21 protein-coding genes and 1 pseudogene are annotated in these 25,350 nt (G+C 73.5%); 13 read left to right on the forward strand and 9 right to left on the reverse strand.

Annotated features, from left to right (window positions below; genetic code table 11):
- The first annotated feature begins 134 nt into the window (after positions 1 to 134).
- From BZY54_RS54970 to BZY54_RS03445, 3 genes are all read left to right on the forward strand, one after another.
- Positions 135 to 626, forward strand: coding sequence for a hypothetical protein (locus BZY54_RS54970; RefSeq protein ID WP_341868664.1), 492 nt, complete (start codon positions 135 to 137; stop codon positions 624 to 626).
- A gap of 60 nt (positions 627 to 686) precedes the next feature.
- Positions 687 to 1,496 (forward strand): PP2C family protein-serine/threonine phosphatase, encoded by an 810-nt coding sequence (locus tag BZY54_RS54975; RefSeq protein WP_341868665.1) that lies wholly within the window; start codon positions 687 to 689, stop codon positions 1,494 to 1,496.
- Positions 1,497 to 2,134: 638 nt separating this feature from the next.
- Complete coding sequence (locus BZY54_RS03445; RefSeq protein ID WP_086723001.1) at positions 2,135 to 2,344, forward strand: hypothetical protein; 210 nt, start codon at positions 2,135 to 2,137, stop codon at positions 2,342 to 2,344.
- 66 nt (positions 2,345 to 2,410) lie between these two features.
- On the opposite strand, the gene BZY54_RS03450 is transcribed toward BZY54_RS03445, so the two are convergent.
- Positions 2,411 to 3,424 (reverse strand): hypothetical protein, encoded by a 1,014-nt coding sequence (locus tag BZY54_RS03450; RefSeq protein ID WP_086723002.1) that lies wholly within the window; start codon positions 3,422 to 3,424, stop codon positions 2,411 to 2,413.
- Positions 3,425 to 3,653: 229 nt separating this feature from the next.
- On the opposite strand from BZY54_RS03450, the gene BZY54_RS03455 reads away from it, so the two are divergent.
- Positions 3,654 to 4,568, forward strand: a complete 915-nt coding sequence (locus BZY54_RS03455) for an SCO6745 family protein (protein WP_086723004.1) — start codon at positions 3,654 to 3,656, stop codon at positions 4,566 to 4,568.
- A gap of 60 nt (positions 4,569 to 4,628) precedes the next feature.
- On the opposite strand, the gene BZY54_RS03460 is transcribed toward BZY54_RS03455, so the two are convergent.
- The 4 genes from BZY54_RS03460 to BZY54_RS03475 all read right to left on the reverse strand — a co-directional run bounded on the left by BZY54_RS03460 (position 4,629) and on the right by BZY54_RS03475 (position 9,219).
- A complete protein-coding gene (locus BZY54_RS03460) occupies positions 4,629 to 6,257 on the reverse strand; it encodes a N,N-dimethylformamidase beta subunit family domain-containing protein (protein ID WP_244216937.1) in 1,629 nt (542 codons plus the stop codon).
- A 329-nt stretch (positions 6,258 to 6,586) separates the two neighbouring features.
- Positions 6,587 to 7,150: a hemerythrin domain-containing protein gene (locus BZY54_RS03465; protein ID WP_086723006.1), complete on the reverse strand. Its 564-nt coding sequence runs from the start codon at positions 7,148 to 7,150 to the stop codon at positions 6,587 to 6,589.
- Positions 7,151 to 7,260: 110 nt separating this feature from the next.
- Entirely contained in the window at positions 7,261 to 8,601 is a 1,341-nt protein-coding gene (locus BZY54_RS03470; RefSeq protein WP_086723008.1) for a cytochrome P450, read from the reverse strand.
- Positions 8,602 to 8,700: 99 nt separating this feature from the next.
- A complete protein-coding gene (locus BZY54_RS03475; RefSeq protein WP_086723010.1) occupies positions 8,701 to 9,219 on the reverse strand; it encodes a hypothetical protein in 519 nt (172 codons plus the stop codon).
- A 347-nt stretch (positions 9,220 to 9,566) separates the two neighbouring features.
- Here BZY54_RS03475 and BZY54_RS03480 point away from each other — a divergent pair, with 347 nt between their 5' ends.
- From BZY54_RS03480 to BZY54_RS03490, 3 genes are all read left to right on the forward strand, one after another.
- Positions 9,567 to 10,100: a DoxX family protein gene (locus tag BZY54_RS03480; protein ID WP_086723015.1), complete on the forward strand. Its 534-nt coding sequence runs from the start codon at positions 9,567 to 9,569 to the stop codon at positions 10,098 to 10,100.
- A 110-nt stretch (positions 10,101 to 10,210) separates the two neighbouring features.
- Positions 10,211 to 10,750, forward strand: a complete 540-nt coding sequence (locus BZY54_RS03485) for a hypothetical protein (RefSeq protein WP_208640532.1) — start codon at positions 10,211 to 10,213, stop codon at positions 10,748 to 10,750.
- 119 nt (positions 10,751 to 10,869) lie between these two features.
- Positions 10,870 to 12,633 carry an MFS transporter gene (locus tag BZY54_RS03490; protein ID WP_086723017.1) on the forward strand — a complete coding sequence of 588 codons (1,764 nt, stop codon included), beginning with the start codon at positions 10,870 to 10,872 and terminating at the stop codon, positions 12,631 to 12,633.
- Between the two features lie 70 nt (positions 12,634 to 12,703).
- On the opposite strand, the gene BZY54_RS03495 is transcribed toward BZY54_RS03490, so the two are convergent.
- Positions 12,704 to 12,877, reverse strand: a complete 174-nt coding sequence (locus BZY54_RS03495) for a CsbD family protein (RefSeq protein WP_086723018.1) — start codon at positions 12,875 to 12,877, stop codon at positions 12,704 to 12,706.
- Positions 12,878 to 13,050: 173 nt separating this feature from the next.
- Between BZY54_RS03495 and BZY54_RS03500 the strand changes: the two genes are divergently transcribed.
- Entirely contained in the window at positions 13,051 to 14,670 is a 1,620-nt protein-coding gene (locus BZY54_RS03500; protein WP_086723020.1) for a right-handed parallel beta-helix repeat-containing protein, read from the forward strand.
- A 72-nt stretch (positions 14,671 to 14,742) separates the two neighbouring features.
- On the opposite strand, the gene BZY54_RS03505 is transcribed toward BZY54_RS03500, so the two are convergent.
- Entirely contained in the window at positions 14,743 to 16,254 is a 1,512-nt protein-coding gene (locus BZY54_RS03505; RefSeq protein WP_086723022.1) for an MFS transporter, read from the reverse strand.
- A 372-nt stretch (positions 16,255 to 16,626) separates the two neighbouring features.
- Between BZY54_RS03505 and BZY54_RS03510 the strand changes: the two are divergent.
- The 3 genes and pseudogenes from BZY54_RS03510 to BZY54_RS03520 form a co-directional block, all read left to right on the forward strand.
- Positions 16,627 to 17,769: pseudogene (locus tag BZY54_RS03510) on the forward strand (polysaccharide pyruvyl transferase family protein); the annotation flags it as partial.
- Positions 17,770 to 18,128: 359 nt separating this feature from the next.
- A complete protein-coding gene (locus BZY54_RS03515) occupies positions 18,129 to 19,598 on the forward strand; it encodes an FAD-dependent oxidoreductase (protein ID WP_086723025.1) in 1,470 nt (489 codons plus the stop codon).
- A 101-nt stretch (positions 19,599 to 19,699) separates the two neighbouring features.
- Positions 19,700 to 20,545: an RNA polymerase sigma factor SigF gene (locus tag BZY54_RS03520; RefSeq protein WP_086723027.1), complete on the forward strand. Its 846-nt coding sequence runs from the start codon at positions 19,700 to 19,702 to the stop codon at positions 20,543 to 20,545.
- A 49-nt stretch (positions 20,546 to 20,594) separates the two neighbouring features.
- Here BZY54_RS03520 and BZY54_RS03525 read toward each other — a convergent pair whose 3' ends face one another.
- Positions 20,595 to 21,479, reverse strand: a complete 885-nt coding sequence (locus tag BZY54_RS03525; protein ID WP_086723029.1) for a DMT family transporter — start codon at positions 21,477 to 21,479, stop codon at positions 20,595 to 20,597.
- A gap of 202 nt (positions 21,480 to 21,681) precedes the next feature.
- On the opposite strand from BZY54_RS03525, the gene BZY54_RS03530 reads away from it, so the two are divergent.
- Positions 21,682 to 23,046, forward strand: a complete 1,365-nt coding sequence (locus BZY54_RS03530; protein ID WP_086723031.1) for an FAD-dependent oxidoreductase — start codon at positions 21,682 to 21,684, stop codon at positions 23,044 to 23,046.
- Between the two features lie 333 nt (positions 23,047 to 23,379).
- Here the strand turns inward: BZY54_RS03530 and BZY54_RS03535 are convergent, their stop codons facing one another.
- Positions 23,380 to 23,613 (reverse strand): chaplin, encoded by a 234-nt coding sequence (locus BZY54_RS03535; protein WP_167413936.1) that lies wholly within the window; start codon positions 23,611 to 23,613, stop codon positions 23,380 to 23,382.
- A 402-nt stretch (positions 23,614 to 24,015) separates the two neighbouring features.
- Here BZY54_RS03535 and BZY54_RS03540 point away from each other — a divergent pair, with 402 nt between their 5' ends.
- Positions 24,016 to 25,254, forward strand: coding sequence for a hypothetical protein (locus BZY54_RS03540; protein WP_208640533.1), 1,239 nt, complete (start codon positions 24,016 to 24,018; stop codon positions 25,252 to 25,254).
- The last annotated feature ends 96 nt before the right edge of the window (positions 25,255 to 25,350 follow it).

Genomic DNA, 25,350 nt, shown 5'->3' on the forward strand with positions numbered 1-25,350 from the left:
TCGATCAAACAACTTGACTCGGCATCATATAGTTGCCCACGGCACGCTCCTCCCTGCCGGCCCCACCCGGAAGGCAAACGACCCTGCGTAACACCGAACGCAGTGAGCCCAGAGAACCCGACGGCACTCCCCTCGTGGCGCCGCTGCGCCGTCGTGGGTACTTCTCGCCCGCGGCGGACGCCATCGGCAGCGAGCTCGACCTGCGGCTGACCGGCCGTCATGTCGTTCACGCGCTCGCCCCCGGTTTCTGCGACGCGGCCTCGGTGTACCTGCTGCAACGCTGGCTGCTGGAGGAGCAGGCGCACAGGGCGGCCGATCCGCCGCAGATCGAGGCCCGCCGGCTCGCGCTGCGCGTGGGCTCGGACGCCTCGGAGGAGTGGGAGCATCTGCTGCCGGTCGACGAGGTCCTCGTCTTCCCCCGCGAGACGCCGTACGCGCGTGCCGTCGCGACCGGGCAGTCGCAGCTGCTCGACGGCGTGGACGGGCACACCTTCGAACGGCTGCGCAGGACCGGCCACGACGACGCGGGGGTGAAGGCCCTGCTGGGCAGCGTGTCCTTCCTCATCGTCCCGCTACGGCTGCGCGGCACGGCCGTCGGTTTCATCGCCTGCACGCGCGGTCCGTAGCGGGAGCCCTTCGCGCGCGGCGAGGCCGTCGCCGTCGAGTCGCTCGGTGCCCGGGCCTGTGTGGCGCTCGACAACGCCCGGCGCTACGAGCGGGAGCGCCGCACGGCGCTGGCCATCCGCCGCAGTCTGCTCCCCGACACCGGCCAGGCCTTCGCGGGCTGCCGGGTCGCCCATGGCTACCGGCCCGCCGGGCAGGACGACGTCATCGGCGGGGACTGGTTCGACGTGCTGCCCCGGGCGGGCCGCCGCCTCGCCATGGTCGTCGGCGACGCCATGGGCCACGGACCGGAGTCCGCCGTCGCCATGATCCAGCTGCGTACCGCCGTCCGTACGCTGGCGGCGCTCGACATCGGTCCGGCGGAGCTCATGCACCGGCTGGACGCGGTGGCCGGCGCCACGCCCGGCGCCTCCTTCGCCACCTGCATGTACGCGGAGTGGGACGCGGACCTGCGCACCTGCACCTTCGTCGGGGCCGGCCACCCACCGCCCCTGGTCCGCAGGGCGGGCGGGCAGGCGGCACGGGTCACCCTCACGTCCGCCGGTCTGCCGCTCGGGCTGGGCACGGGCCGCTACGAGCCCACCGTGCTGCACCTGTCCGAACCGGCCCTCGTGCTGCTGTACAGCGACGGACTCGTGGAGTCCCGCACCAGTGACATCGACGAGGGCATCTCCCGTCTCGCCCGAGCCCTCGACGCCGGCGCCGGCGGCCTGCCGGACCTCGGGCACCCGGACGCCCTGCCGTCCCTGTGCGGGCGGCTGCTGACGCGGACCACGGCCGGTGACGTCGGCGACGACCGGACGCTGCTGCTGGCCGAGCTGACTCCCGGCGTGAACGGACCGCCCCGAACCGGCGAAACCGCAACGGCCTGAACGGCGGAACCGCAACGGCCCCCGGCCGCCGGGCACGAACCGGCCCGAACCGGCAGAACCGAACCGCCCCGAACCGGCGCACCGGGCTGCTTGTCGCATGAGCGGACGCCTCCGTTCGAGCGGTCTCCTCACCTGATGCGGTGAGGCAGAGGCTCCTGGGGCGTACGTACAAGGGGTGCCCGGCGTTTCTCCGGCATGGACACTTCTCGGGCCGCGCCGCCCTGCCTCGGCCACCCTCCGGCGGACCGGCCCTATGCGGAACTGACCGGCGGCCCCCATCCCTCCGGCGTGCACTGGGCGTCGTTCGCGGACGCTGGTTCGCCTGCGCCGTTCGCCCCGCCGGGGCGCGAGCCCGGCAAGCCGCTCCTGCGGCCCTGGGGCGTGGGAGCGGGCGGGCTCCTGCCGGGCACGGGAAGGGCAACGGGGGCGCGAGCGGCGGCGGAGACGGGAACCAGGACGGTGCCCGCGGTGCCCGTGCCACGCGGGATCCCGGTCCTGTGAGGCCCGCCGACGCGACCGCCGGGACGGGGCGTGAGCGTGTGTGGTCATGGGCACCGGGCGCTCACGGCCTGGTGACAGCGGCATCACGATGGCGCCCGGGTCCGTTGCCGTGGCCGCGGCCTGTCGTTGAGCGCGGCATGGACGCGTGGGAGGACGAAGACTGCCCCTGGTGCCGTGCGCTGCTCGGCCCGGGATGGGCCCTCACCGAACCGGGCATCGGGCACGGGAACGACCCTTCGCGGCCGCGGGGCGCGGACCCGCCGGGCTGGGTGCGGCGCGCACGCCACTTCATGGTGCCCGTGGCCGCGCTCACGGTGGTGGCAGCGCTCCTCATGGCACTCGCCTGACCCCGGACCGGCCGGCCGTCGCGGTCACGCCGAAGGCGGACGGCCCCTCACTCGCCGAAGCCGGTGTCAGTCACGGAAGCCGATGTGCACGTGGTCGTGGTGCGTGGCGTCGCTGAAGAACTGGTTCGGCGTGGCTCCGCCGGAGAGCAGTACCGGGCCGCCGACGTTGTAGGAGCCGGCCGCCGCCGCGTCCCGCATGAAGCGCTCGACGAGGGAGCGGGGCGTGCGTGGGTCGACGACCGCGTGCCCGTCGATCTGCCAGACGTCGAAGGCGCGTCCGCGCGGGTGGTCGCTGGGCCGGCTGGTGCCGAAGACGTCCAGGGGATGGCCGGAACGGACCACGCTCACGTACATCCGGTACGTTCCCGCCAGACGCAGCATCGCGGTGAGCACGCTGTCGTGGACCTGGCCGCTGCGCACATCCGCCCGTGCCGCCGGCGGCAGCACGATCCCGGGCTCGGCCAGTACCTTGCGGACCCCGGCCGGCGGAGCGGCCGACGGGGCACCGGGGCGGGCGGGGTGCAGGGCGGTGACCGTCCATCCGCTCCCGGACCGCACCAGCCGTACGTCCACGGTCGTACCGCCCGCCCGGACCGCATCGCCGTGCCGGGTCCACTGCCGGCACACCACGAGCACGCTGGCCGAGTCGGCGAGGATCCCGCCGTACTGGGCGTCCACCACCTGCAGCACCGCTTCCTCGGCGGAGGGCAGCAGCGGGCCCGCCTGTGCGACGAGGGCCGTCGGCAGGTGCAGGGCGGCGACCTCGGCCCTGGCCGCGGCCGGGCCGCCCTTGCCCGTGGGCCAGGCGCCGATCGCCTCGACGAGTTCGACCGCCCGCCGCTTCACCTCGGGGTGGACCTCACCCGAGCCGGGGCGCCATGGCGTGGTGCGGGGCAGCGCGGCGGGCGCGCTCGGCGAGGGCACGGAGGGGGACGCGGTCGAGCCGATCGGGCTGGGCGCGGCGGTGCCCGCGCGTCCGGTGGCGGTGCAGCCCGCCACGCCGAGTAGCACTCCCGCCGTGCCCAGCAGGACGGCACGGCGCTCGACCGGCCGCCCATCGGCTGCTGACCGACGGCTCATGCCCTCCAGTGTCCGCCCGCCTCACCCTCTGCGCCCGCCCGCGTCCGGCACCGTGTCCGTCAGGGGGTGCCCGTGGCCGATCGCGGCCGTACGGCGGCGCGTCGACCGTGACGCGGGGTTGTTATGACGGCCGTCATGCAGCATGCTGCTCCTGACTCATGACCGCTGTCATGAGTCAGGACCGGCGGGCGAGACCGGCGGGGAAGCCGGCGAACTGGGAGGATCCGGCATGGCTGACGTCCTGGCGCGGGCGCTGTGGGAGCGGTACGAACCGGTCCACGGCCTCGTGTACTTCGCACCCGAGGCACGCCGGGCGGCGGACGGGCTCGGCCTGCGCGGGTTCTGGATGGGCTACTTCGCGCTGCGGGCGGCACCGCTGGGCGCCGTCTCCGCTCCCGTGGTCACCAGCTCGTTCTACGTCTTCCATCCCGACCGCGTGGCGCGCGCCCTGCCGGACGCCTGGCGGTACGCCGACCCGGCCGACGCCCTGGCGGCCAGGCAGGAGGCGATGGACGCCGCCATGTCCCGTCTGTTCGGCCGCGACGCCGTCACCGGTCCGCAACTGGCCGAGGCGGCCGACCTGGCGTGGCGGGCGGCGACGGCGGCCGACACCGCGGGACGGGTGCTCGCCGCCGCCAACCAGGCGCTCGACCGTCCCCGGCAGCCGCACGTCCGGCTCTGGCAGGCCCTGACGACGCTGCGCGAGCACCGGGGGGACGGACATGTGGCCGTGCTGGTCGCCCATGGTCTCGGCCCTGTCGCCGCGATGGTGCTGAAGGCCGCCGCCGGCGAGTCCGACGCGACGCTGCTGCGGGAGACCCGCAAGTGGGATCCGGCGGCCTGGCAGGCGGCCGAGGAGGGCCTGCGCGAACGCGGCTGGCTCGGCGAGGACGGCGCCCTGACCGCGGCCGGCGCGGCCCTGCACGCAGACGTGGAGGCACGGACGGACGCGGTCGCCGAGCAGCCGTGGACCGCCCTGGGCGCGGACGCCGCGGCCCGTCTGGCCGACCTCCTCGAACCTCTCGCCAAGGCCGTGCTGCACACCGGCCTGGTCCCGGCCGGCAACCCGGTGGGCCTCACCGGCGCCCTGTGGGCCTCCTCGCCGGCCGCCGCAACTGCGGACGGCGACACCACCGGAGCATGACGAGAGCGCCGGGACCGCCCGAACGTACCGGGGAGCGCGGGACGAGCACCAGGGGCCGTGTCAGGCCTTCCCGTACAGCTCACGCGTGTTGGTGCGGGGCGCCGGGCGGTGCCGCGCGGCGGGGCCCTCGGCGAAGGCGCGGAGCAGGTTCTCGGTGGTGCGGGTGACGAAGGCGCGGGTGCGGGAGTCCATGCCGTGGTCACGGCCCAGTTCGCCGGTTCCCGCGACCAGCCCCTCCACCCAGCGCATGGTGCCGGTCGCGAAGACGCCCGCCCCGCCGGGGGCCGTGTAGTAGGCCGAGTCCGCGTGGCTGCGCCTGCCGGCGCACACCAGCGGCGAGTGCGCGGTGATCTCCAGTGGTTCGGGAACGGGGGCGCCAGGAGTGACACGGTCGTACTCGACGCCGACCAGATGGTCGAAGCTCTCGCCGGGGCGGGCTCCCGTGCCCTCGTACAGCCAGTGGTCCGCCGCGTGCACGACGTAGGGCGCGTCCACCGGGTAGCCCTCGTAGAGCACCCCGGTGAGGGCGGACTCGGGGTCGGCGCCGGGAGCCTGCCGGAAGTCGGTGGTGACCTGGGCGGGGCGGGACGGATAGCAGGGGTCGGTCCGGTAGGAGGACTTGTAGCAGACCACGGTGCGCTCGTCGCCCGCCTCACCGTTCTCCAGGCGGACCCGGCGGAAGCAGGTGTTGGCGCCCAGGAAGGCCACGTTGGTGCCCGCGTCCCGCGCCTGGGTGACGCGTTGCCGCTCCTCCGGCGTCCAGTACTCGTCGTGCCCCAGGCAGACCAGCGCGGTGGCGCCGCGCAGCACACCGGGGTCGTGATGGAGGTCGGTGCCGGTGGTGTACGCCAGGGGAAGGCCGAGGCGTTCGGCCAGGACCACGGCCGCCCACTCGTAGACCAGGAACTTCTCGGCGCCGTCGGCGTCGTAGGGCCGGTCGAAGCTGACGGCCAGGGAACGGGTCTCGTACGCGCCGGAGGCCCCGTTGTAGAGGCTGTAGCCGCCCCACCGGTTGTACGCCTGCCAGGTGGCCGGGGCGTGCAGCAGGACGGTGCGGCCCGCGCCGTGGGTGGAGCGCACGATCAGCGGGACGTACCGCTGGTGGCCGTGGTCCGCGTCCAGGCGTATCAGGTAGGCGCCCTCGGGCCAGCCCTCCGTGCCGAGGGTCAGGGTGCGCGGCCAGTCGGCCCGGACGGTGCGTGTGGCGCCCAGGAGCCGGGGACCGGGCCGAGCCCGGCCCCGCACCGGTCCGGAGCGCCACACGAGCCGCGCGAGTGCCCCTCCGTACCAGCCGACCCGGAAGACGGAGACACGGAACGAGGCGGCGGTGGTCGACACGTGCAGGGCGCACTCCTGGCCGGGTGTGACGCTCACCCGGTCGGTGTAGCCCGCCACCGCGTCCGGCGCCCCCAGCGAGGCAATGCGCCAGTCACGGGTTCCCGGCCGGTCCCGTTCCGCCTCGGGGCGGTGGCTGCCGGCAGCGCGCGGCCGCTTCTTGCCCGAGGGGCTGTCGCAGGCGGCGGCCCCGGCGCCCAGCCCGGCCGCCCCGGCGCACACGCCGAGGAAGCGCCTGCGCCCCAGTGTCTGTCGCCCCAGCCCCTGTTCATCGCGTACTTCGTGCCCCCGGCGTCCCGCGCGTGCCTCCCCCGCCGCGGTGTGCTCCTGTGACGATGCCTGGTGTGGGCTCACACGGCCTCCCTGAGCATGGCCACCCCCACTCGGGTCTGCGTCGACGGTAACGGCCGCGGCGCCGGGCCGCACGGCCACCGGTCACCCAGCGCCACCACCCGCACGGCGGATCCCCGGGCACGCCGTGACCGGACGCCCGGGCAGGCACCCCGCCGCGCACGGGCGGAACCCTCACCCGGAGCGTGCGGAACGCCCGCCCGGAAGGCGAAAACCCCCGGCACGGGTCACCCGCGCGTCCGCGGGGCCGCCCGGACCACCACGGTCCCGACAGCCCCGCCCTGCCCACGTCACCGGCGCTCCGCCGGACAAGCCACGGGTGTGGGGGTGAGTCAGTCGCTCTTGCCCCGGCCGGACAGCGCGTCCCTGATCCGGTCGACCATCCCGGCGCCGGGGGCCAGGAGCTTGTTCGCGGGCGGCGTGTCCGGGGCGGAGGGGTGGGGCCTGGTCGGAGCGGTCTTCTTGGCCGTGCGCACCTTCTCGCCGAGCTGGTCCAGGTCCCCCTGGGTCGTGGCCTGGCGCAGCTGGGGGAAGAGGTTCTGCTCCTCGTCCGTCAGGTGTTCGCGGATCTCGCGCATCAGACGGCCGATGAGGTGGTCGAACTGCGGGTCGTCGGCCTGGCAGCCCTCCAGGTCCTTCATGGTCTGCTCGGCCTCGGAGTGGTCCTGGATCTCCCGGTCGGCGATCGAGTCGCCGTCCGGAAGGTACTGACGGACCGCCGGGTACAGGTACATCTCCTCGGCCACGGAGTGGCGCACGAGTTCGATGGTGGCCTGATCGGCCAGGTCCTTGCGCCTCTTGTCCCCGGTCGGCAGGGCCTCGATCTGCGCGAAGATCTCTTCCACCTCGCGGTGGTCGGTGGTCAGTTCCTGGATGACGTCTCCGCCGTGTCCCATGGCAGCGCTCCTTGCTGTTCGACGATGGTGTGTCACCGGTGGACGGCGTGTCGGGTTCCCTCAGCGGTCCGCGGCACACCGGCGTGTGCGCGAACGCGTGAACGGACGCCTCAGTGGCCGAGGCCCGCACCCACCGGCGCGGCCCAGGTCGTACGGTCCGGTGGCCGGACCCCGCTGACCACGAATCCGCTGCGCGGGCGCGTCGGGACACCGCGCAGCGGAACCCGCAGGTCCTGTTCGGGGACGTCGTACTCGAGGCGGGCCAGCCGCACCGCCAGGGCCTCCAGCAGACCGAGGACGATGCCTTCCCCCGGACACCGGTGACCGCTCCACGGGTCGCCGCCGCCCTGCGGGATCAGTTCGTCGCGTTCGGCCGGGTGTTCCAGGAAGCGCCGCGGGCGGAAGGCGTACGGGTCGCCCCACAGGTCCGCGTCGTGGTTCTGCCCGTAGACGTCGAGGAGCACCATGCCGCCCGCCGGGACCGACCGGCCGTGCCAGGACAGGTCCCGGGCGGCCAGGCCGCCGAGGAAGGGGGCGAACGGGTAGAAGCGGCGCACCTCGTGGGCGAACGCGGCGGCGTGGGCGGCGTCGCCCTCGCGCAGCCGTGCGCGCACTTCGGGCCGGCGGTGCAGCGCGTGCGCGGCGAACGCGACGAACCAGCTGACGGCGGCCGTGGGGCGGAGCACGTTGAGCACTTCCACCGCGGCCGTCCGCGGTGTCAGCGCCTCGCCGGTGGCGTCGCGGTGCAGTACGGCCCGCTCCAGCATGGAGCCGGCCGGGGCCTGCACCCGGCCGGAACGCACGTCCCGCACCAGGCGTGCCAGCCGCTCCTCCTGCCGGCCGCGGGCCCGCCGGGCCCGCCAGTGGCGTGGTCCGAGGGTGGCGAAGCCGTCGACCATCGCGATCAGGTCGCGGGCCACCGCCTCGGCCGCCGCATGCGCGTCCGCGGGCGCACCGGCATGCGCGTCCGTGAGGGGAACGCCGGCCCAGCGGCACACGCCGCGCGTGAGCACCAGGCCCGCCTCGTCGAACAGCACGACACGCTCCCGCTCCGCCCAGCCGGCCGCGGCCTCGTCCCACGCCGCGGCCACCTCGTCGACGACGCCGGCGATCCGGTCGGCGTGCAGCAGCGGCAGGAACAGCTTCTTGCGGTCCCGGTGAGTCTCGCCGTCGAGCGTGTGCACGGCGCCGTGGCCGAAGAGCGTGGCCTGGACGGGTTCGGGGATCGCGCCGTGCCGGCGGACGTTCCGCTCGTCGTAGAAGAAGCGCACGGCGTCCGGACCGCGCACGGCGAGGGCGGGGCGGCCCATGAGGCGGATCCGGACGGCACGGTCGGTGCCCGTCCCACCGGTGCTCTCCCGCATGCGCTGCGGCAGCCAGGAGTACCCGCCGGCGATCAGGGAGAGTGTCTGGTCGGTCAGGGGTCGCGCAAGGTGTCGCAGGGCGTCCATGCCGGTCGAGTGCCCAGCGCGGTCCCCCGGAACCCCGCGCGGCGCTGGTCCGGCCGCTCCCGTGGATCAAGGCGCGTGGGGACGCTCACGCAGGAGCGATCAGCGGACGGGCCTCAGGTCGGTGATCTTGCGGGTCTCGAGGTCGGAGCGGACGTCGATCCTCGTCACCCGGGCGTTCCTGCCGTCGCTCCAGGTGAGCGTCACCCTGCTGGTGGCCTGGCCCGCCCCCGACCCGGTGTAGGCCACCCTCCACTTCACCGGCACGTTCTGGGCGAACAGGATTCCGTCCGCGTGCTGCCTGGCCTCGTAGGCAGCCACCTTCCGACGCGCGTCGGCGGAGAGGTAGAAGGCCTTCAGTGCCTGGAGGCTCGCGCCGGAGGCCGGGTCCTCGCCGTCCCAGATCGTGTCGATGTAGGCGCCGTAGAAGTCGGCGACCCGCTGGGAGACACTGCGCGGGTCCCCCTGGGCCATGGGTTCGGAGGCCGCGTGGGCGACCGCGTGGGGGGTGCGGATGGTGCCGGTCCCGGCCAGCGCCGGCGTCACGGCGGCCAGGGAGAGGGCCGCGACCAGGGCGGAGGCGGCGACAAGACCGCGGCGGCTGCGGACACACGTGGACATATGGGTGTTCCCCCAGCGAATGGCGGGCCGGGTGGTTCCCGGCCCTGGGTCGGCAGGTAGGACACGGCCCGGCACACACCGGTTCCGCAATGTCCCGGAAAGTTGCTGGTGTCCCGATACGAGAAAAGGGTTGTACTGCATTTCGGCCGTCTCATGACCAAAACGCATTCCTCATCCTTCCTTTCGCCCCTTCGGTGGACGCGCTTCCACGCTCGATCGCACACGTCCGGCCTCTCGATCGCACACGTCCGGCCCTCGATCCCACACGTCCGGCCCTCGATTGCATACGTCCGGCCCGGGAACCCGGCGAACGCCGTACACCCCACGCCACACCCCCTGGAGAGACCATGAGTGTGCTGCGCCTGGCCGGTCGCCCCCTGCTCGCCTCCATGTTCGTCGCCGGAGGCATCAACTCCGTCCGCAGCCCGCAGGACGTGACCCCGGTCGCCGAGCCCGTCGTACGGCCGATCCGGGAGCGCGTGCCGCTGCTGCCGGACCGCACCGAACAGGTCGTACGCCTCAACGGCGGCGTCCAGGTCGCCGCGGGAGTCATGCTGGCCCTGGGGCGGCTGCCCCGGCTCTCCGCCCTGGCCCTCGCGGGCACGCTGGTGCCGACCACTCTGGCAGGGCACCGCTTCTGGGAGGCCGACGAGCCCGCCGAGCGCACCCAGCAGCTCGTCCACTTCCTGAAGAACCTCTCGATGCTGGGTGGTCTGCTGATCGCGGCGGACGACACAGGTGGCACGCCCACATGGCTGTGGCGCGGCCGGCGCACGGCCCGCGAACTGCAGCGAGAGGCAGGCCTGGTACGCCGCACCGTCCGCGCGACGGCGGGTCCGGCCGCCACGATCGGCGGCATCCGGGCCAAGCTGCCCGGCTGACCGCCCGACCGGCCGGCCACCGGCCCCGCCTCACCGGGCCCGACCGCGCGCGCCGACGAAGCCCTCCTCACCGGGGCCCGACCGTGCGCGCCGACGGAGAAGGACACGTAATGAACGACCAAGGACGCTCCGGCACCCTCCTGCCCGGGTTCGCCGGGCAGAGCGGTCACACCCTGCTCGGGATCTACCTCAACGACCACCTTGCGGGCGCGACCATGGGCGCGGCGCGGTCCCGGCACCTCGCCACCGCCTGCCGGGGGTCCGAGCTCGGTGCCGCGGTGGCCCCGATCGCCGCGCAGATCGCCGAGGACCGCAGGAGCCTGCTGGCCGTCATGCGGCGGCTCGACCTGCCGGTGCGGCGCTACAAGGTCTACGCCGGGCGGCTCGGCGAACGGGCCGGGCGGCTCAAGAGCAACGGCTCCCTGCTGCGGCGCTCCCCGCTGAGTTCCCTGCTGGAACTGGAGCTGCTGCAGATCGGCGTGCAGGGCAAGATGTGCGCCTGGGAGACGCTCCGGGCCCTCGCCGACCACGACCGGCGCCTGGATCCACGGCAGCTGGACGAGCTGCTGGAGCGGGCCAGGCAGCAGCTGCGCACCATCGACGACCTGCGGGGGCGACAGGTGGCGGAGACCTTCCGCGGCAGCCTGTGACCGGGGCGACCATGCGCCGCGCGGACGGTGGACGCGTCGACGGGCGAAAATTCTTGGCCGCTACAACGATTGCCGCCTCTTGGTTCAACAGTCCAGACTGACAAACCTATCCTCGGCTCATGACGGCTCTGAGGGCACGCGCGTCCGCCGCACCGGGTCCCGGGTACAAGTGGGTCGCCCTGTCGAACACCACCCTCGGGGTGCTGATCGCCACGATGGACGCCTCCATCGTGATCATCTCGCTGCCCGCCATCTTCCGCGGCATCGGACTGGACCCGCTGGCGCCCGGCAACATCGGCTACCTGCTGTGGATGATCCTCGGCTATCTGCTGGTCTCCGCCGTGCTGGTGGTCGTGCTCGGCCGGCTCGGCGACATGTTCGGCCGCGTGCGGATCTACAACCTGGGGTTCCTGGTCTTCGCCTGCGCGTCGGTCGCCCTGTCCCTCGATCCGTTCCGGGCCGCGGCCGGCGCGCTGTGGCTGATTCTGTGGCGGATGGTGCAGGCCTTCGGCGGCTCCATGCTCACCGCGAACTCGGCCGCCATCCTCACCGACGCCTTCCCCGCCAGGCAGCGCGGGATGGCCCTCGGCGTCAACCAGATCACCGCGCTGGCCGGTCAGTTCCTCGGCCTGCTCGCCGGGGGTCTGCTCGCCGCCGTCGACTGGCGCGCCGTCTTCTGGCTGAGCGTCCCGATCAGCGTGACCGGCACGATCTGGTCGTACGTCAGCCTGCGGGAGACGGCCGCGAGCCGGCGCGGCCGCATCGACTGGCTGGGCAACGCCACCTTCGCCTCGGGCGCGGGCATCCTGCTCGCCGCGATCACCTACGGCATCCAGCCCTACGGCGGACAGGCCACCGGCTGGACCAACCCGTGGGTGCTCGCCGGGCTCCTCGGCGGCGTCTTCCTGCTGCTCGTCTTCTGCCTCGTCGAGAACCGGGTCGCCGAACCGATGTTCCGGCTGGCGCTGTTCCGGGTCCGGGCGTTCGCCGCGGGCAACCTCGCGGCCCTGCTGGCCGCCATCGCGCGCGGCGGGCTGCAGTTCATGCTGATCATCTGGCTGCAGGGCATCTGGCTGCCGCTGCACGGCTACGACTTCGCGGACACGCCCCTGTGGGCCGGCATCTTCATGCTGCCGCTGACGCTGGGATTCCTGCTGGCCGGTCCCGTCTCCGGCCACCTCTCCGACCGTTTCGGCGCCCGCCTGTTCTCCACGACCGGACTGCTGCTGGTCGCGGCCTCCTTCGTCGGGCTGCTCACCCTGCCGGTGGACTTCGCCTACGGGCCGTTCGCGGCACTGCTGTTCCTCAGCGGGTTCGGCCAGGGCATGTTCTCGGCGCCCAACACCTCGTCGATCATGGGAAGTGTGCCGTCGCAGCACCGGGGCGTGGCCTCGGGAATGCGCTCCACCTTCCAGAACTCCGGCACCGCCCTGTCCATCGGCGTGTTCTTCTCACTCATGATCTCGGGGCTCGCCACCTCCCTGCCGTCGGCACTGGGCGACGGGCTGCGGGCGCACGGCGTCCCGGCCGCGGCGGCCCAGCACGCCGCCTCGCTGCCCCCGGTGAGCACGCTGTTCGCGACGTTCCTGGGCAACAACCCCGTCGAGCACCTGCTCGGCTCCGGCGGGATCCTCGCGCACCTGCCGGCTGCTCAACGCCAGGCCCTGACCGGGCACACCTTCTTCCCCCACCTGGTGTCCGGTCCCTTCCACCACGGTCTGACGATCGTCTTCGGCGTCGCGGCCGGCATGGCTCTGGTCTCCGCGCTGGCCTCGGCGCTGCGCGGCCGTCACCGGCTACCCGAAGAGCCCGCAGCGCACCGCGACGCCCGGCCCGGAAGAACGCCGACGGGACCCCCGGTCGAGGACCGGGGATCCCGCTGATGTACCGCCGTCCGCCGAGGTGCCGTACTCGAAAGGCCACGGTCGGCGGTCGGCCGAGGTACCGCCGTCGTCAGGGCTTCAGGGTGTCCTTCGCCTTCTCCTTGGCCTGACGGGCGTCGCCCTTGCTCTTCTTCGCCTGGCCCTCGGCCGTCATCCGCTCGTTGCCCACCGCGCGGCCGACCGTCTCCTTGGCCTTGCCCTTCATCTGTTCCATCTTGCCCTTGGCCTTCTGGTCACCAGCCACTGTCGCTCACTCCCAGCGCATTCGACGTCGGTGTCATCGCAACGGGTCTCCGCCGCGGCGACCGACAAACCAGGACATTGGCCGCCGTTGTCCCCGGCCCGGGCCTGGGTACCCGGACCGGGCACTCCGGATCGGGTACCCGGGGTGCCCGGCAGCCGGAGAGGAGTGTCGTCATGGCCGGTCTCCTGACCGCCGACGCCCGCGAGCACGGCCTGGCCGGTGACGGGGTGACCAACGACCAGCCGGCGTTGCAGCGGCTGGTGGACGCGCTGGGCGCGGCCTGTGCGGCGGACGGGCGCCCGCGCGTGCTGCACGTGCCCGCGGGCCGCTACCTGATCCGGGACGAGCCGACCGTGTGGCGCAGCGGCGTCTGCCTGGTCGGCGCCGGGCGCGGCGCCACCTGCTTCGTACTGGCCAATCCCGGCAACCGTACGATGCCCGTACCGCTGGCCTGGTTCACCGCGGCCCAGCACGGAGCGGGGCCGGAGAACCATCTGGCGGACATCGCCTTCGCCCATTTCGAGGTCGACGGCTCGGATGTGACGACCGAGGAGTACGACCCACTGGCCAAGGGGCTCGGGCTGCAGTACGTGCTGCGTGGCCGCTTCACCGATCTGTACATCCACGGCACGGCGGCCACGGGCTTCGGCTGCGACTTCCTCCAGGACACGGTGGTGGAGTCGGTGCTGACCGAGGGGTGCGGGAGGCAGGACAGCGGCGAGCAGATGGGGGGCGCGGGCATCGGCATCGGCATCGGCGGCTGGGGCCGGGTCGAGCGGCTCACCGTCACCGCCTGCACCGCGACCGGCAACGGAACCAACGGGATCTTCGTGGAGCTGCAGAACGAGGACTGGGCGCCGCCCCGCGGCATCCGCATCACCGCCTGCCACGCCGAGGACAACCGCTTCGGGATCTCCGACTGGGGCGCCGACGGCCTGCTGGTCACCTCCTCGACCATGCTCGGCAACCACGAGGCGGGCTTCGACGTTTCCTCCCAGGGCACCTCGGGCATCGGTGGCCGGGGCGGCATCGTCACCGGCTGCGTGATCGACGGCAACCTCCGCGACGGGATCGGGCTGGGCAACACCCCCGGCCCCTACGCCTTCCGCGGCAACCGGATCAGCGACAACGGGCGGTACGGCTACTGGGAGCACAATCTGGCCGGCGGGGACGAGGAACCGACGGCGGAGATCGTGCTGGAGGGCAACGACATCCGGGGCAACGCGCTCGACGGGGTGCGCGTCGACGCCGGCATGCGGGATCCGGCGATCCTGCACAACCGGATCCGCGGCAACGGCCGCCGCAGTGCCGGGGCCGTGTCGGGCGGCGGTGACGGGGTGCGTTTCCGCGAGCTGTCCCTCACCGACGAGAAGGCCGACTGGACTACGGACGGGCACCGCGGCAAGGAGGTCTCGGTGGGGACGCGGACCGCCGTCGTCACCCGCAACACCGCGACCGAGCTGTTCCTGGCGCCGGCACGGCCGGGCGCGGACACCTCCTGGCCGGACGGTGTTCCCGCGGCGGGCTCCGGCTACCGGCTCCCCGCCGCCCCCGGTCTGCGGGCCGGACTGGTCGTCGACGCCGCCGTGACCGGGCCGCGGATGCACGGCAACAGGATCGGCGACGACCGACCCGCCGGGGCCCGCACCCAGACCCACGGCATGGTGGTCACCCCGGACGGCAGCTGGACGCACGGCCGCGTCGTCGACAACGACCTCAGCGACAACGCCCGCGCGGCCACCCGCTTCGACACCCCGCTCGCGGGCGGCACGTGGCACGACAACGACGAGTGACCACCGCCCACGGACGAGTCCGCCGCCTTCCCGGGTGGCCGGCCCCGTGTCACCCGGCCGGCGCCCCGGCCATCACCAGCGGCCGCCCCGGCACACGTGCGCGGGCCGGTCGGGGGCCTTGTGCGGGTGTCGTTGCCTGCGGGAGCGGTGGTCGCGGCGCCAGTCGAGCACGGCCACCGCCAGGGCCACCAGCATGGCGACGAGGGCGGAGCCCACCGAGAGCGTCACCGCCTCCCGGTAGTCCTTTCCGCTCGCCCCGAGCACCAGGTAGAAGAGGCCCGGGAGGGCCGCCGTCCCCACGGCGCCGCCCAGGCGCTGCCCCGTCTGCAGAGCGCCGCCCGCCGCCCCGGCCATCCGCACCGGCACGTCGCGCAGTGTCATCGTCACGTTCGGGGAGATCACACAGCCGCTGCCCAGGCCGCCGACGAACAGGGCGGGCGCGGCCAGCCAGGTCATAACGTCAGGCGGGGCCGAGCGCAGCACCAGCGCGGCCGCGCCCAGCCCCGCCACCACCGCCACCAGCCCGCAGACGGTCAGCAGCCGGCCCAGCCGCTCCACGAGCCACCCCGCCACCACCGCCGCCCCGGCCGAGCCGATCGCGAACGGCGTCACCGCGAGACCGGAGCGCAGCGGCTCGTAGCCGAGGCCGTTCTGGAAGAACAGGGCGAACACCAGCCACACCCCGCTGAACCCGACGAAGTACAGGGCGCCCAGCGCCGTCCCCAAGGCGTAGCCGCGCGTGCCGGTGAGCAGCCGCGGATCCAGCAGGGGCTGTCCGCCGCGCGCCGCCACCCGTCGCTCCCAGAGGGCGAAGCAGGCCAGCAGCGCCACGCCGGCCGGGAACAGCCACCACAGCCGGCGCAGTCCGCCGCTCTCGGCGAAGATCAGGGGCAGCATCCAGGCCAGCACCCCGGCACCGAGCAGGGCCACGCCCGAGAGGTCGAGCCGTTCCCGACGGCCGCGAGCAACGCGGGGCAGCAACCGCAGACCCAGCAGCAGCGCGACCGCCCCGACCGGTACGTTGACGTAGAAGATCCAGCGCCACCCCTGTGCGCCGTGCGCCAGCGCCAGGATCAGGCCGCCGGTGATCGGCCCGACGGCGCTGGAGACACCCACCGTCGCACCGAAGAGGCCGAAGGCCCGGCCGCGTTCGGCGCCGCGGAACATCTGCTGGATCAGCGCGGAGTTCTGCGGGGCGAGGCATCCCGCGCAGGCGCCCTGCGCGAGCCGGGCCACGACGAGCCAGGCGATCGTGGGTGCTGCGCCCGCCGCGGCGCTGCACAGCACGAAGCCGGCCAGGGCGCACAGGAAGATGCGGCGTCTGCCCACCGCGTCACCCAGACGGCCCGCCGGCACCAGGACGAGGGCGAACGTGAGCGCGTAACCGGACACCACCCACTGCACGGAGGACGCCGAGGCGTGCAGGTCGCGCTGCATCGACGGCAGCGCCACGGCCACGATCGTCACATCGAGCAGGCTCATGAAGCCGGTCGTCAGGGTGACCCACAGGGCCTTCCAGCGCCTGGGGTCGGTCGCGGCCGCCGACGCGCCACCGCGTCGGCCCGGCCCCGCGTCCCTGTCCACGAACGTTCCTCCCGGTTGCGGCCCGAGCGCGCACCGGCCGGCACGGACCGGCACGCCGCAATGGCGCGTTCCCCCGTGGCCCGGAGTGGAACACCTCATCCACATCGTGGCCGGGCCGCACGGCGGTGGCCGCCACACGCCGCCCGCGTGCGGAGCCGCCCGTGCCACACCCGGAAACGGCTCCTGCACTGCTCCACCCGGACAGGCAGCGGCTGCCGGACGGCGGCAGAGGTGTTTTCCTCGTGGGGTGAGGGCAACTCGGCCCGCGCATCCGCACAGCGTCGTCCTCCGAACGTCCTTGGAAGCCTCTCCACGCTCTTCACCGTCCCCACTGTCTTCGCAGCCCCCTGCTCCACGGAACGGGAGTTCCGGATGACCACCTCACCGCACCGGACGCCCCGCACACGGGCCCTGCGCATCGGCCTGCTGGGCTCCTACGGCGGATACAACATCGGCGACGAAGCCATCCTCCAGTGCGTGCTCGGCTGCCTGCGCGGCCACCGGCCACAGGCCCACCTGATCGTCTTCAGCCGCGATGCCGAGCACACCCGCGCGCACCAGCCGACGGCCGACGAGGTGGTGGCCTGGGAGGGCGTGCCGCAGAAACAGATCACCGATGTGGTGTCCGGACTGGACCTGCTGGTGCTCGGCGGCGGCGGCATCCTCTACGACGGCGAGGCGCGCCGCTATCTGAAACTCGTGCGGGCGGCACAGGTCCGCGGCATCCGCACGTTCGCCTACGCGGTCGGCGCGGGTCCGCTGCGCGAGAGCGACGACCGTGAGGCCGTGCGCACCGTGCTGGCGGCCATGGACGAGGTCGTGGTGCGCGACCAGGAGTCGCGGCTGGTCCTGGAGGAGGTCGGGGTCGAGCGGGATCTCGTGGTCACCGCCGACCCCGCGCTGCTGCTGCCACCCGAGCCGTTCACCGCCGAGATGATGCGGCAGGAGGGCGTGCCGGCGAACGCCCGGCTGGTGGGGATGTCCGTGCGCGAGCCCGGCCGGGCGGCGGAGAAGCTGGACGAGGGCGACTACCACGCACTGCTCGCCGACGTGGCCGACTTTCTCGTGCGCCGCCTGGACGCCCATGTGGTCTTCATGCCGATGGAACGCCACGACGTCCGCCACGCGCACGCCGTGCTGTCCCGGATGACCGCGCCCGACCGGGGCCGCATCCTGCACAGCGCCTACACGCCCGGACAGGTGCTGGGCCTCATGAGCCATCTGGACCTGGTGGTCGGCATGCGCCTGCACTTCCTGATGTTCGCGGCCCTCTCCGGTCTGCCCGTCCTGCCACTGCCCTACGCCGGCAAGGTCTTCGACTTCGCCCGCCGGCTGGGGGCCCCGGCACTGGTCGGCGTGGCACGTGAGCAGGTGGGTCTGCTGCTGGCGGAGGTGGACCGGCTGTGGGACGAGTTCCCGCAGCGCCGGGTGGACCTGGGCGCCCGCGTCCGCGCCCTGCGGGAGCTCGCCGCCGAGACCTGTGCGCGGTGCGGTGCCCTGCTCGACACCATGGACCAGGAGGGCGACGGCATGAGCCGGGAGGACGGGCGGGACAGGGACGACATGGGCCCGCAGGACGGGCGAGTCGGTCGGGGCGTGGGTGACGACAGGGACGGCGGGGAACGGCCTGGCGGGGAGGTCGGGGAGCACCCCGGGGCCATGAGCGGCTCAGACGCCTCAGGCACGTCCGCGGACGCCGGGCACTCCGGCCCGGCGGCGGGCAGCGCTCTCGTCGGCGACACCGCGACGCCGGCACCGCACGGCCTGCACCTGCTGCGCCCCGCCCCGGGACCCGGTCCTGGCCCTGAGCCCGGTCCCGTGCCCGGTCCGGAGGACGGCGCGGTGCGCAGCGGCGGCGCCGGTCGGGAGGCGTGATGCCCGTTCTGCGCCGCCCCGAGCAGCCGAGTACCGTCACCCTGCCCGCGCGCTCGGCCCTCCACGCGGGTCGCACGGACGTCCTGGTCGTGGGCGGCGGCCCCGCGGGCACGGCGGCCGCCTCCGCGGCCGCCGACGCCGGGGCGGACGTGGTCCTGGTCGAGCGGTACGCCTTCCTCGGCGGCAACGCCACCGTCGCGCTGGTGATGCCGCTGATGTCGTTCCACAACGAGCACAAACAGGCGGTCTTCAGCGAGGACGGCGCCGGGGACCGGCTGCTGCCCACCGACCACGGCGAGGGCGAACCGGTGGTCGCCGGCTTCCTGTGGCGGCTGCTCGACCGGCTCACCGCCTGCGGCGGCTGCATCCCGCCGTCCCTGGAGACCGGCTACACCGTGCCGTTCGACCCGGAGCTGTTCAAGCTGGTCCTGCTGGACATGCTGGACGAGGCGGGGGTGCGGCTGCTGTTCCACTCCTTCGCGTCGGCGGCGCTGCCCCTGGAGGACGGCTGGCGGGTGGTCTTCGAGACCAAGTCGGGCCCGGTGGTGATCGACGCGGGTGTGGTCGTGGACGGCACCGGCGACGGTGACGTGGCCGCCTCGTGCGGGGCCCCGTTCGAGGTGGGGCGCGCGGAGGACGGCCGGGTGCAGCCGATGACGCTGATGTTCCGGATGGCCGACTTCGCCCGGCCGCGGTTCTCGGAGTACGTCCGGGCCCACCCCGACCAGTGGCGGGGCGTGCACGGGCTGTGGGACCTGGTCCGGGAGGCCACCGAGGCGGGCGAACTGCGGCTGCCGCGCGAGGACATCCTGTTCTTCGGCACCCCGCACCCGCGCGAGCTGTCCGTCAACAGCACCCGGGTCACCGGGGCGCTCGGCATCGACGTGTGGGACCTCAGCAGGGCCGAGTGGACGGCCCGGCGCCAGCTGGCCGAGATCGACCGGTTCCTGCGTACGCGGGTCCCGGGCTTCGAGGAGTCGTACGCGGTGCAGAGCGGCACCCAGATCGGCGTGCGGGAGACCCGCCGCGTCATGGGCGACTACCGGCTGACCGGCTACGACATCCTGGACGCCCGGGCCTTCCCGGACGTCGTCGCCCACGGCGCCTACCCCATCGACATCCACAACCCCGAGGGCAGCGGTACCGTGATCAGGCGCGTCCCCCGGGGCCGGTTCTACGACATCCCGCTGCGCTGCCTGCTGCCGGCGGGGACCGACCGGCTGCTCGTCGCCGGGCGCTGCATCTCCGGTTCGCACGTGGCGCACTCGTCGTACCGGGTCATGCCCATCGCCATGGCCACCGGGCAGGCGGCGGGCGTCTGCGCCGCGCTGGCCACCCGTACGGGCCGCACCCCGCGGGAGGTGCCGTACGCCCTCGTCCAGCAGGAGCTGGCACGTCAGGGCGCTCGTCTGCGGGTGCCCGAGAACGGTCGGGTGCCGACGGGTGAAATCGGCCGACCGGAGAAATAATGGGTGTGAGGTTCCCGTCGGGGGGTACACGCTGCGGAGCCCGCCCTTGATCACGGGGCGGTCGCGGACGCAACGCATCGGCTGACAGGAAGGACCGCACGATGGCGGTGACGACAGAGGCGAAGGCGACTCCGGCTCGGACGGAGCTGCCGGAGGTGGCCGACCCCTCACAGGTCGCGCCGACCGACGCGCGGGCGCTGTCGCGGCTGTTCTTCGACCGGCTGGCGACCCTGGAAGAGGGCACGCACGAGCATCAGTACGCCCGCAACACGCTGATCGAGATGAACATGTCCCTGGTGCGCTACGCGGCCGGCCGCTTCCGCAGCCGGGGCCCCCAGGAGATGGAGGACATCGTCCAGGTCGGCATGATCGGGCTGATCAAGGCGATCGACCGGTTCGAGCTCGCCCGCGAGGTGGAGTTCACCTCCTTCGCCGTGCCCTACATCGTCGGCGAGATCAAGCGTTTCTTCCGCGACACCTCGTGGGCCGTGCACGTGCCGCGCCGGCTGCAGGAGGCGCGGGTGGAACTCGCCAAGGCCACGGAGGAACTCGGCAGCCGTCTGGGGCGCAAGCCCACCACCCAGGAGCTGGCCGAGCTGATGAACCTGCCCGAGCAGGAGGTCGTCGACGCGATGGTGGCCTCCAACGGCTACACCTCCGCCTCCCTGGACGCCGCCGTCGGCGGCAGCGAGGACGGCGAGAGCGTCCTGGCCGACTTCATCGGCGCGGAGGACACGGCCATGGAGCTGGTGGAGGACGTGCACAGCCTCGCCCCGCTCCTGGCCGATCTCGACGAGCGGGACCGGCAGATCATCCACATGCGGTTCGTGGAGGAGCTCACCCAGGCAGAGATCGGAGAGCGTCTGGGCATCTCCCAGATGCACGTCTCCCGCCTGCTCAACCGCCTCCTCGCCCGGCTGCGCAAGGGGATGCTCGCCACCGGCTGAGGGGCCGGCGCCGGGCGGCGGGAACGGGGACGCCGGCAGGGGTGGCCGCTCAGCGGCGGCCGCCCCTGCGGCCGTCTCCGACCAGGGTCTGCTGGGCGTGCGGGACCACTTGGGTCAGCCGGATCACACCCCACGCGATGAACCCGGCCCCCACCAGTTCGGGCAGGAGCCACACGCCCGTGCGGACGTGCTCGCCGAACAGCGTCACACCGAGGAGCAGGCTCACCGTCGCGTCGCCGATGGTCAGCGCCGGCTGGGAGGCCGCCAGCGAACCGGCCTGGAGGGCGTTCTCCAGCAGCAGCAGCGAGCTGACTCCGACGACGGCGAACCCGTAGGTCTGCCAGGTGGCGAGGAAGGCACCGAACCCGTCGGCCGCCAGCACTCCGCTCGCGGACTTCAGCATGGCGGCGGTCAGGGCGTTGCCGATGGCCGCCGCGGCGGCCAGGACGGCGGCCCGGAACAGCGGGGAACGCCTCGTCCGGGCCAGGGCGACCGCGGTGGCCATCGCCCCCAGGCACAGGATCAGCGCGGGGACCCAGCGCACCATGGGCGCCTGGTCCTTGGACCCGGAGGGCGAGGCCGAGACCAGGACCAGCACCAGTCCGCAGACGACTCCCGCCACGGCCCACCATCCGGCGCCGGGCAGTCGGCGGCGCATCAGGGAGCCGGCGATGAGCAGGGCGAACGGCAGTTCCATGATGAACAACGGCTGCACCAGCGCCATCGGCCCGTTGACCAGCGCGAGCGCCTGGAACATGGCCGAGGCGAGCACTCCGCAGATGCCCGCCAGCCAGACCGGGTGCCGGGCCAGGTCGAGCAGCAGCCTCAGTCCGCCGCCCTGCGCGACGGCGGAGGCGGCCTTCCGCTGGAAGGCCGTGCCCATGGCGTTGCTGGCCGCCCCCAGGACGGCGAAGCTCGCGGCCAACCCGATCACAGATCCACCATGCCCGACGCGAGGCGTCCCGTCCTGCTGCCGCGTCCACCGCCCCTACGATCTCCCCGGGGCATCAGACCGTCTTTGGCCACCCATAACTTGGCCTTATGACCCCATAGAAGGGACCCGCGTACCTACTTAGGCATGCCTTAGCTTAGGGTTGCCGTCGAGTCGCCTGTCACCGCTCGAAGGGAACCTGATCATGCCCCGCCCCCTGCGGGTAGCCATCGTCGGAGCCGGCCCCGCCGGTATCTACGCCGCCGACGCCCTGCTCAAGTCCGGCGTGGCCGCCGAGCCGGGCGTGTCCATCGACCTCTTCGAGCGGATGCCGGCGCCGTTCGGCCTGATCCGCTACGGCGTCGCCCCCGACCACCCCCGTATCAAGGGCATCGTCACGGCTCTCCACCAAGTGCTCGACAAGCCGCAGATCCGACTCTTCGGCAACGTCGACTACCCGAGCGACATCACCCTTGACGACCTGCGCGCGTTCTACGACGCCGTGATCTTCTCCACCGGTGCCACGGCCGACCGGGCACTGCCCATACCCGGCATCGACCTCGACGGTTCCTACGGCGCCGCCGACTTCGTCTCCTGGTACGACGGCCACCCGGACGTACCGCGCACCTGGCCCCTGGATGCGGAGAAGGTCGCCGTTCTCGGAGTCGGCAACGTCGCCCTCGACGTGGCCCGGATCCTGGCGAAGACGGCCGACGAGCTGCTGCCGACCGAGATCCCGCCGAACGTGTACGAGGGCCTGAAGGCCAACAAGGCGCTGGAGATCCACGTGTTCGGCCGGCGCGGTCCGGCACAGGCGAAGTTCAGCCCGATGGAGCTGCGGGAGCTGGACCACTCCCCCAACATCGAGGTCATCGTCGACCCCGAGGACATCGACTACGACGAGGGCTCCATCGCGACCCGCCGCGGCAACAAGCAGGCCGACATGGTGGCCAAAACGCTGGAGAACTGGGCGATCCGGGACGTCGGCGACCGGCCGCACAAGCTGTTCCTGCACTTCTTCGAGTCCCCGGCCGAGATCCTCGGCGAGGACGGCCGGGTGGTGGGCCTGCGCACCGAGCGCACCGAACTCGACGGCACCGGCAACGTCAAGGGCACCGGCACCTTCAAGGACTGGGACCTCTCCGCCGTCTACCGAGCCGTGGGCTACCTCTCCGACCGGCTGCCGAAGCTGCCGTGGGACGTCGAGTCGGGCACCGTTCCCGACGAGGGCGGCCGGATCGTCGCCGAGAGCGGCGAGCACGTGCAGTCGACGTACGTCACCGGCTGGATCCGGCGCGGCCCGGTGGGCCTGATCGGGCACACCAAGGGCGACGCCAACGAGACAGTCGCCAACCTGCTGGCCGACTACGCGGCCGGGCGCCTGCACACCCCCGCCTCCCCCGACCCGGAGGCCGTCGACGCCTTCCTCGCCGAGCGGAACGTGCGCCTCACCACCTGGGAGGGCTGGTACCGCCTGGACGCCGCCGAGAAGGCACTGGGCGAGCCGCAGGGCAGGGAGCGCGTGAAGATCGTCGAGCGCGAGGACATGCTGCGGGCGAGCGGGGCGTAGCTCCGAGCCGGCACCCGTGCCGGCGTCCGCCGCTCGGCTCCCGGCGCGCGCCCTCGGAGCACGCGCGGACGCCGGATCACCACGCGAACGGGGCACGCCCCGATGCGGATGGTGGGCGGGCCCCGTCCGGTGACCATTGTGGTCGCCGGAACCGGCTGCCGGCACGGGTGTGCGGGCGCGCGGTCGGACAGGGAGCGCACACCCCGTGCGCGGGGCGCGAGCCCTGCGCACGACACGCACTCCCGGCGATTCCCGGTTCGAGCACCAGCATGCGAACGAGCCGTGCCTCCCCAAAGGGCACGGCTCGTTCCGCTGGGCCCGCCAGGCGCTGTCCTACTTCGTCGCGCACCCGCTTCCGCCGGCGGGGTTGAACAGGCCGATCACGTCGATCGAGTCGCCACACACGTTCAGACCGAGGTCGACGGGGACCTGGATGACGTTGCCGGACAGCAGCCCCCCGCTGTTGGAGGCGGTGCCCTGTGCACCGGCGTCGGCAGCGGCGGTGCCCGCGCACGTCATCAGTGCCGCGCCCGCCAGGACCGCTGCGGCCGTCATACGGATCCTCATGAGAACTCCTGTCGCTCGAAGTAACACGTGCGTACACAGTGAGGGGGGCAACAGCCGCAGGACCATCACCTCACGGCCGAACGGAGTAGACATGTCAGCCTCCACGGGCGCGGGTTGGACCGAACGGGGAAGCGAGACTCGGCCGTACGGGCGACGGCCCGGCCGGATCGGGCGCGCGTCAACGTCACGCCGTTCGCCCGCCGCGGGCGCAGCGGTCGTCACCGACCGGCTGTTGCCGAGCGTGGCACGGACGGTCTGACCTCGGGCGGGACCCGGCACGCACGCGATCGCCACGGCCCGCCCGGCCGCCCGCGCGCGACGGGTCCGGGCCCCGGTCAACCGATCATGATCCGCTTTGGCGATACTGGAAGGCGCACACCGTCCCCGCCTGCAGATTGGCCCATGTCGAACTCTCCCTCCCCCCGTCCCGCGGCCCCGCCCACGGTGTGGGTGGCGCGCGGCCGCCACACCGGTCCCGGCGCGGCGGACGCCGTACGGCGCCACCTGGAGAAGCTCAAGGCCGACGCCGTCATCCACAGCCATCTCGAACCGGACGCCGCCGGCGAGGCCCACGAACACGTCTTCGAGGCCCGCTGGCAGGCTCCCGGGGAGGTGACCGTGCGCTCCCGGCTCGCCCTGGCTCCCCCGCGCGGCTCCGCCGAGGAGCGGGAGTGGGTGCTGGTGGCCGAGGCGGAGCGGCCCTGGAACCCGGGATGGCCCTCCCCGGCGTCCATGTTCTGGCCGCAGGGACCCGGCACCGGCTGGGAGAACGAGGCCGTCACCGGACTGCGCCTCGGGGACGTCAACCCGCTCCCGGACGACGACAAGGAGCTCCGGCGGGTGCTGCGGCACGCGGTGCGCGACACCTGGTGCGTCCATGTCGTCGTGCACGAGGCCATGACACCCGACGAGCGCGGCCGTGCGGCGCTGGTCGGGCTGCTGCCGGAGGGCCTGCGGCACCGGGTCGTGGAGCACCGTGCCGCACCCCACCGCCTCAGGGCCGTCAACTGGGTGCTGGACGACTTCGGCGCCCGGGTGCCCCGCGGCGGCGCCGTCGTACTGCCCGGCAGCCCGGCGGCACCCGGCTACGACGCGCAGGAGTTCTCCGTGCGCAGCGTCTTCCTCGACGGCAACGAGCCGACGGAGCTCCTCGACGTCGTCACACGGTTCGCCGCGCTGCCCAGGCCCTTGCCGCAGGGCGCCGACGCCGCCCTGACCGCGCTGCGCGAGCAGTGGCACCTGCGGACGCTCGAGGAGGAGCTCGCCCACGCCCGCGAGCTCGCGGCCATGTACGCCGAGGCCCTGGAGGCGATGACCAAGTCCCGGGACCTGTACCGGGAGGCGGCCGAGCGGGCTCACGAAGCCCTCGCCGTCTACCGCGAGGCCGGGACCGAGGGCGTTCCGCCCGCGAGGAAGCCGGTCCGTGCTGCCTCGGGCTCCCCGTTCCGGCAGCTGGCGCGCGGTCTTGAGCGGCTCAGGGGCACGGCCCTGTCGCGGCGCCCGGGAACCGGCCCCGAGCAGCCGGCCCGGCCGGCCGGCACATCCGTACCCCTGCCCGCCATGGACGGCGCCGACGCGCCGGAGGACGACGGGACCGCCCTCTCCTCGCCCGACCCCACTGCCCGCCCCACCGAGACCTGACCCCTGCCACGCGTGGTGGCACGTGTCGGGTACCGCAGGCTGGATACGCGGGGTGCCGGCCCTGACGACAGGGCCCGAGCAGCACTGTCCGGAAGG

It is taken from the genome of Streptomyces carpinensis (assembly GCF_002154505.1).
GTDB classification, from domain to species: domain Bacteria; phylum Actinomycetota; class Actinomycetes; order Streptomycetales; family Streptomycetaceae; genus Streptomyces; species Streptomyces carpinensis.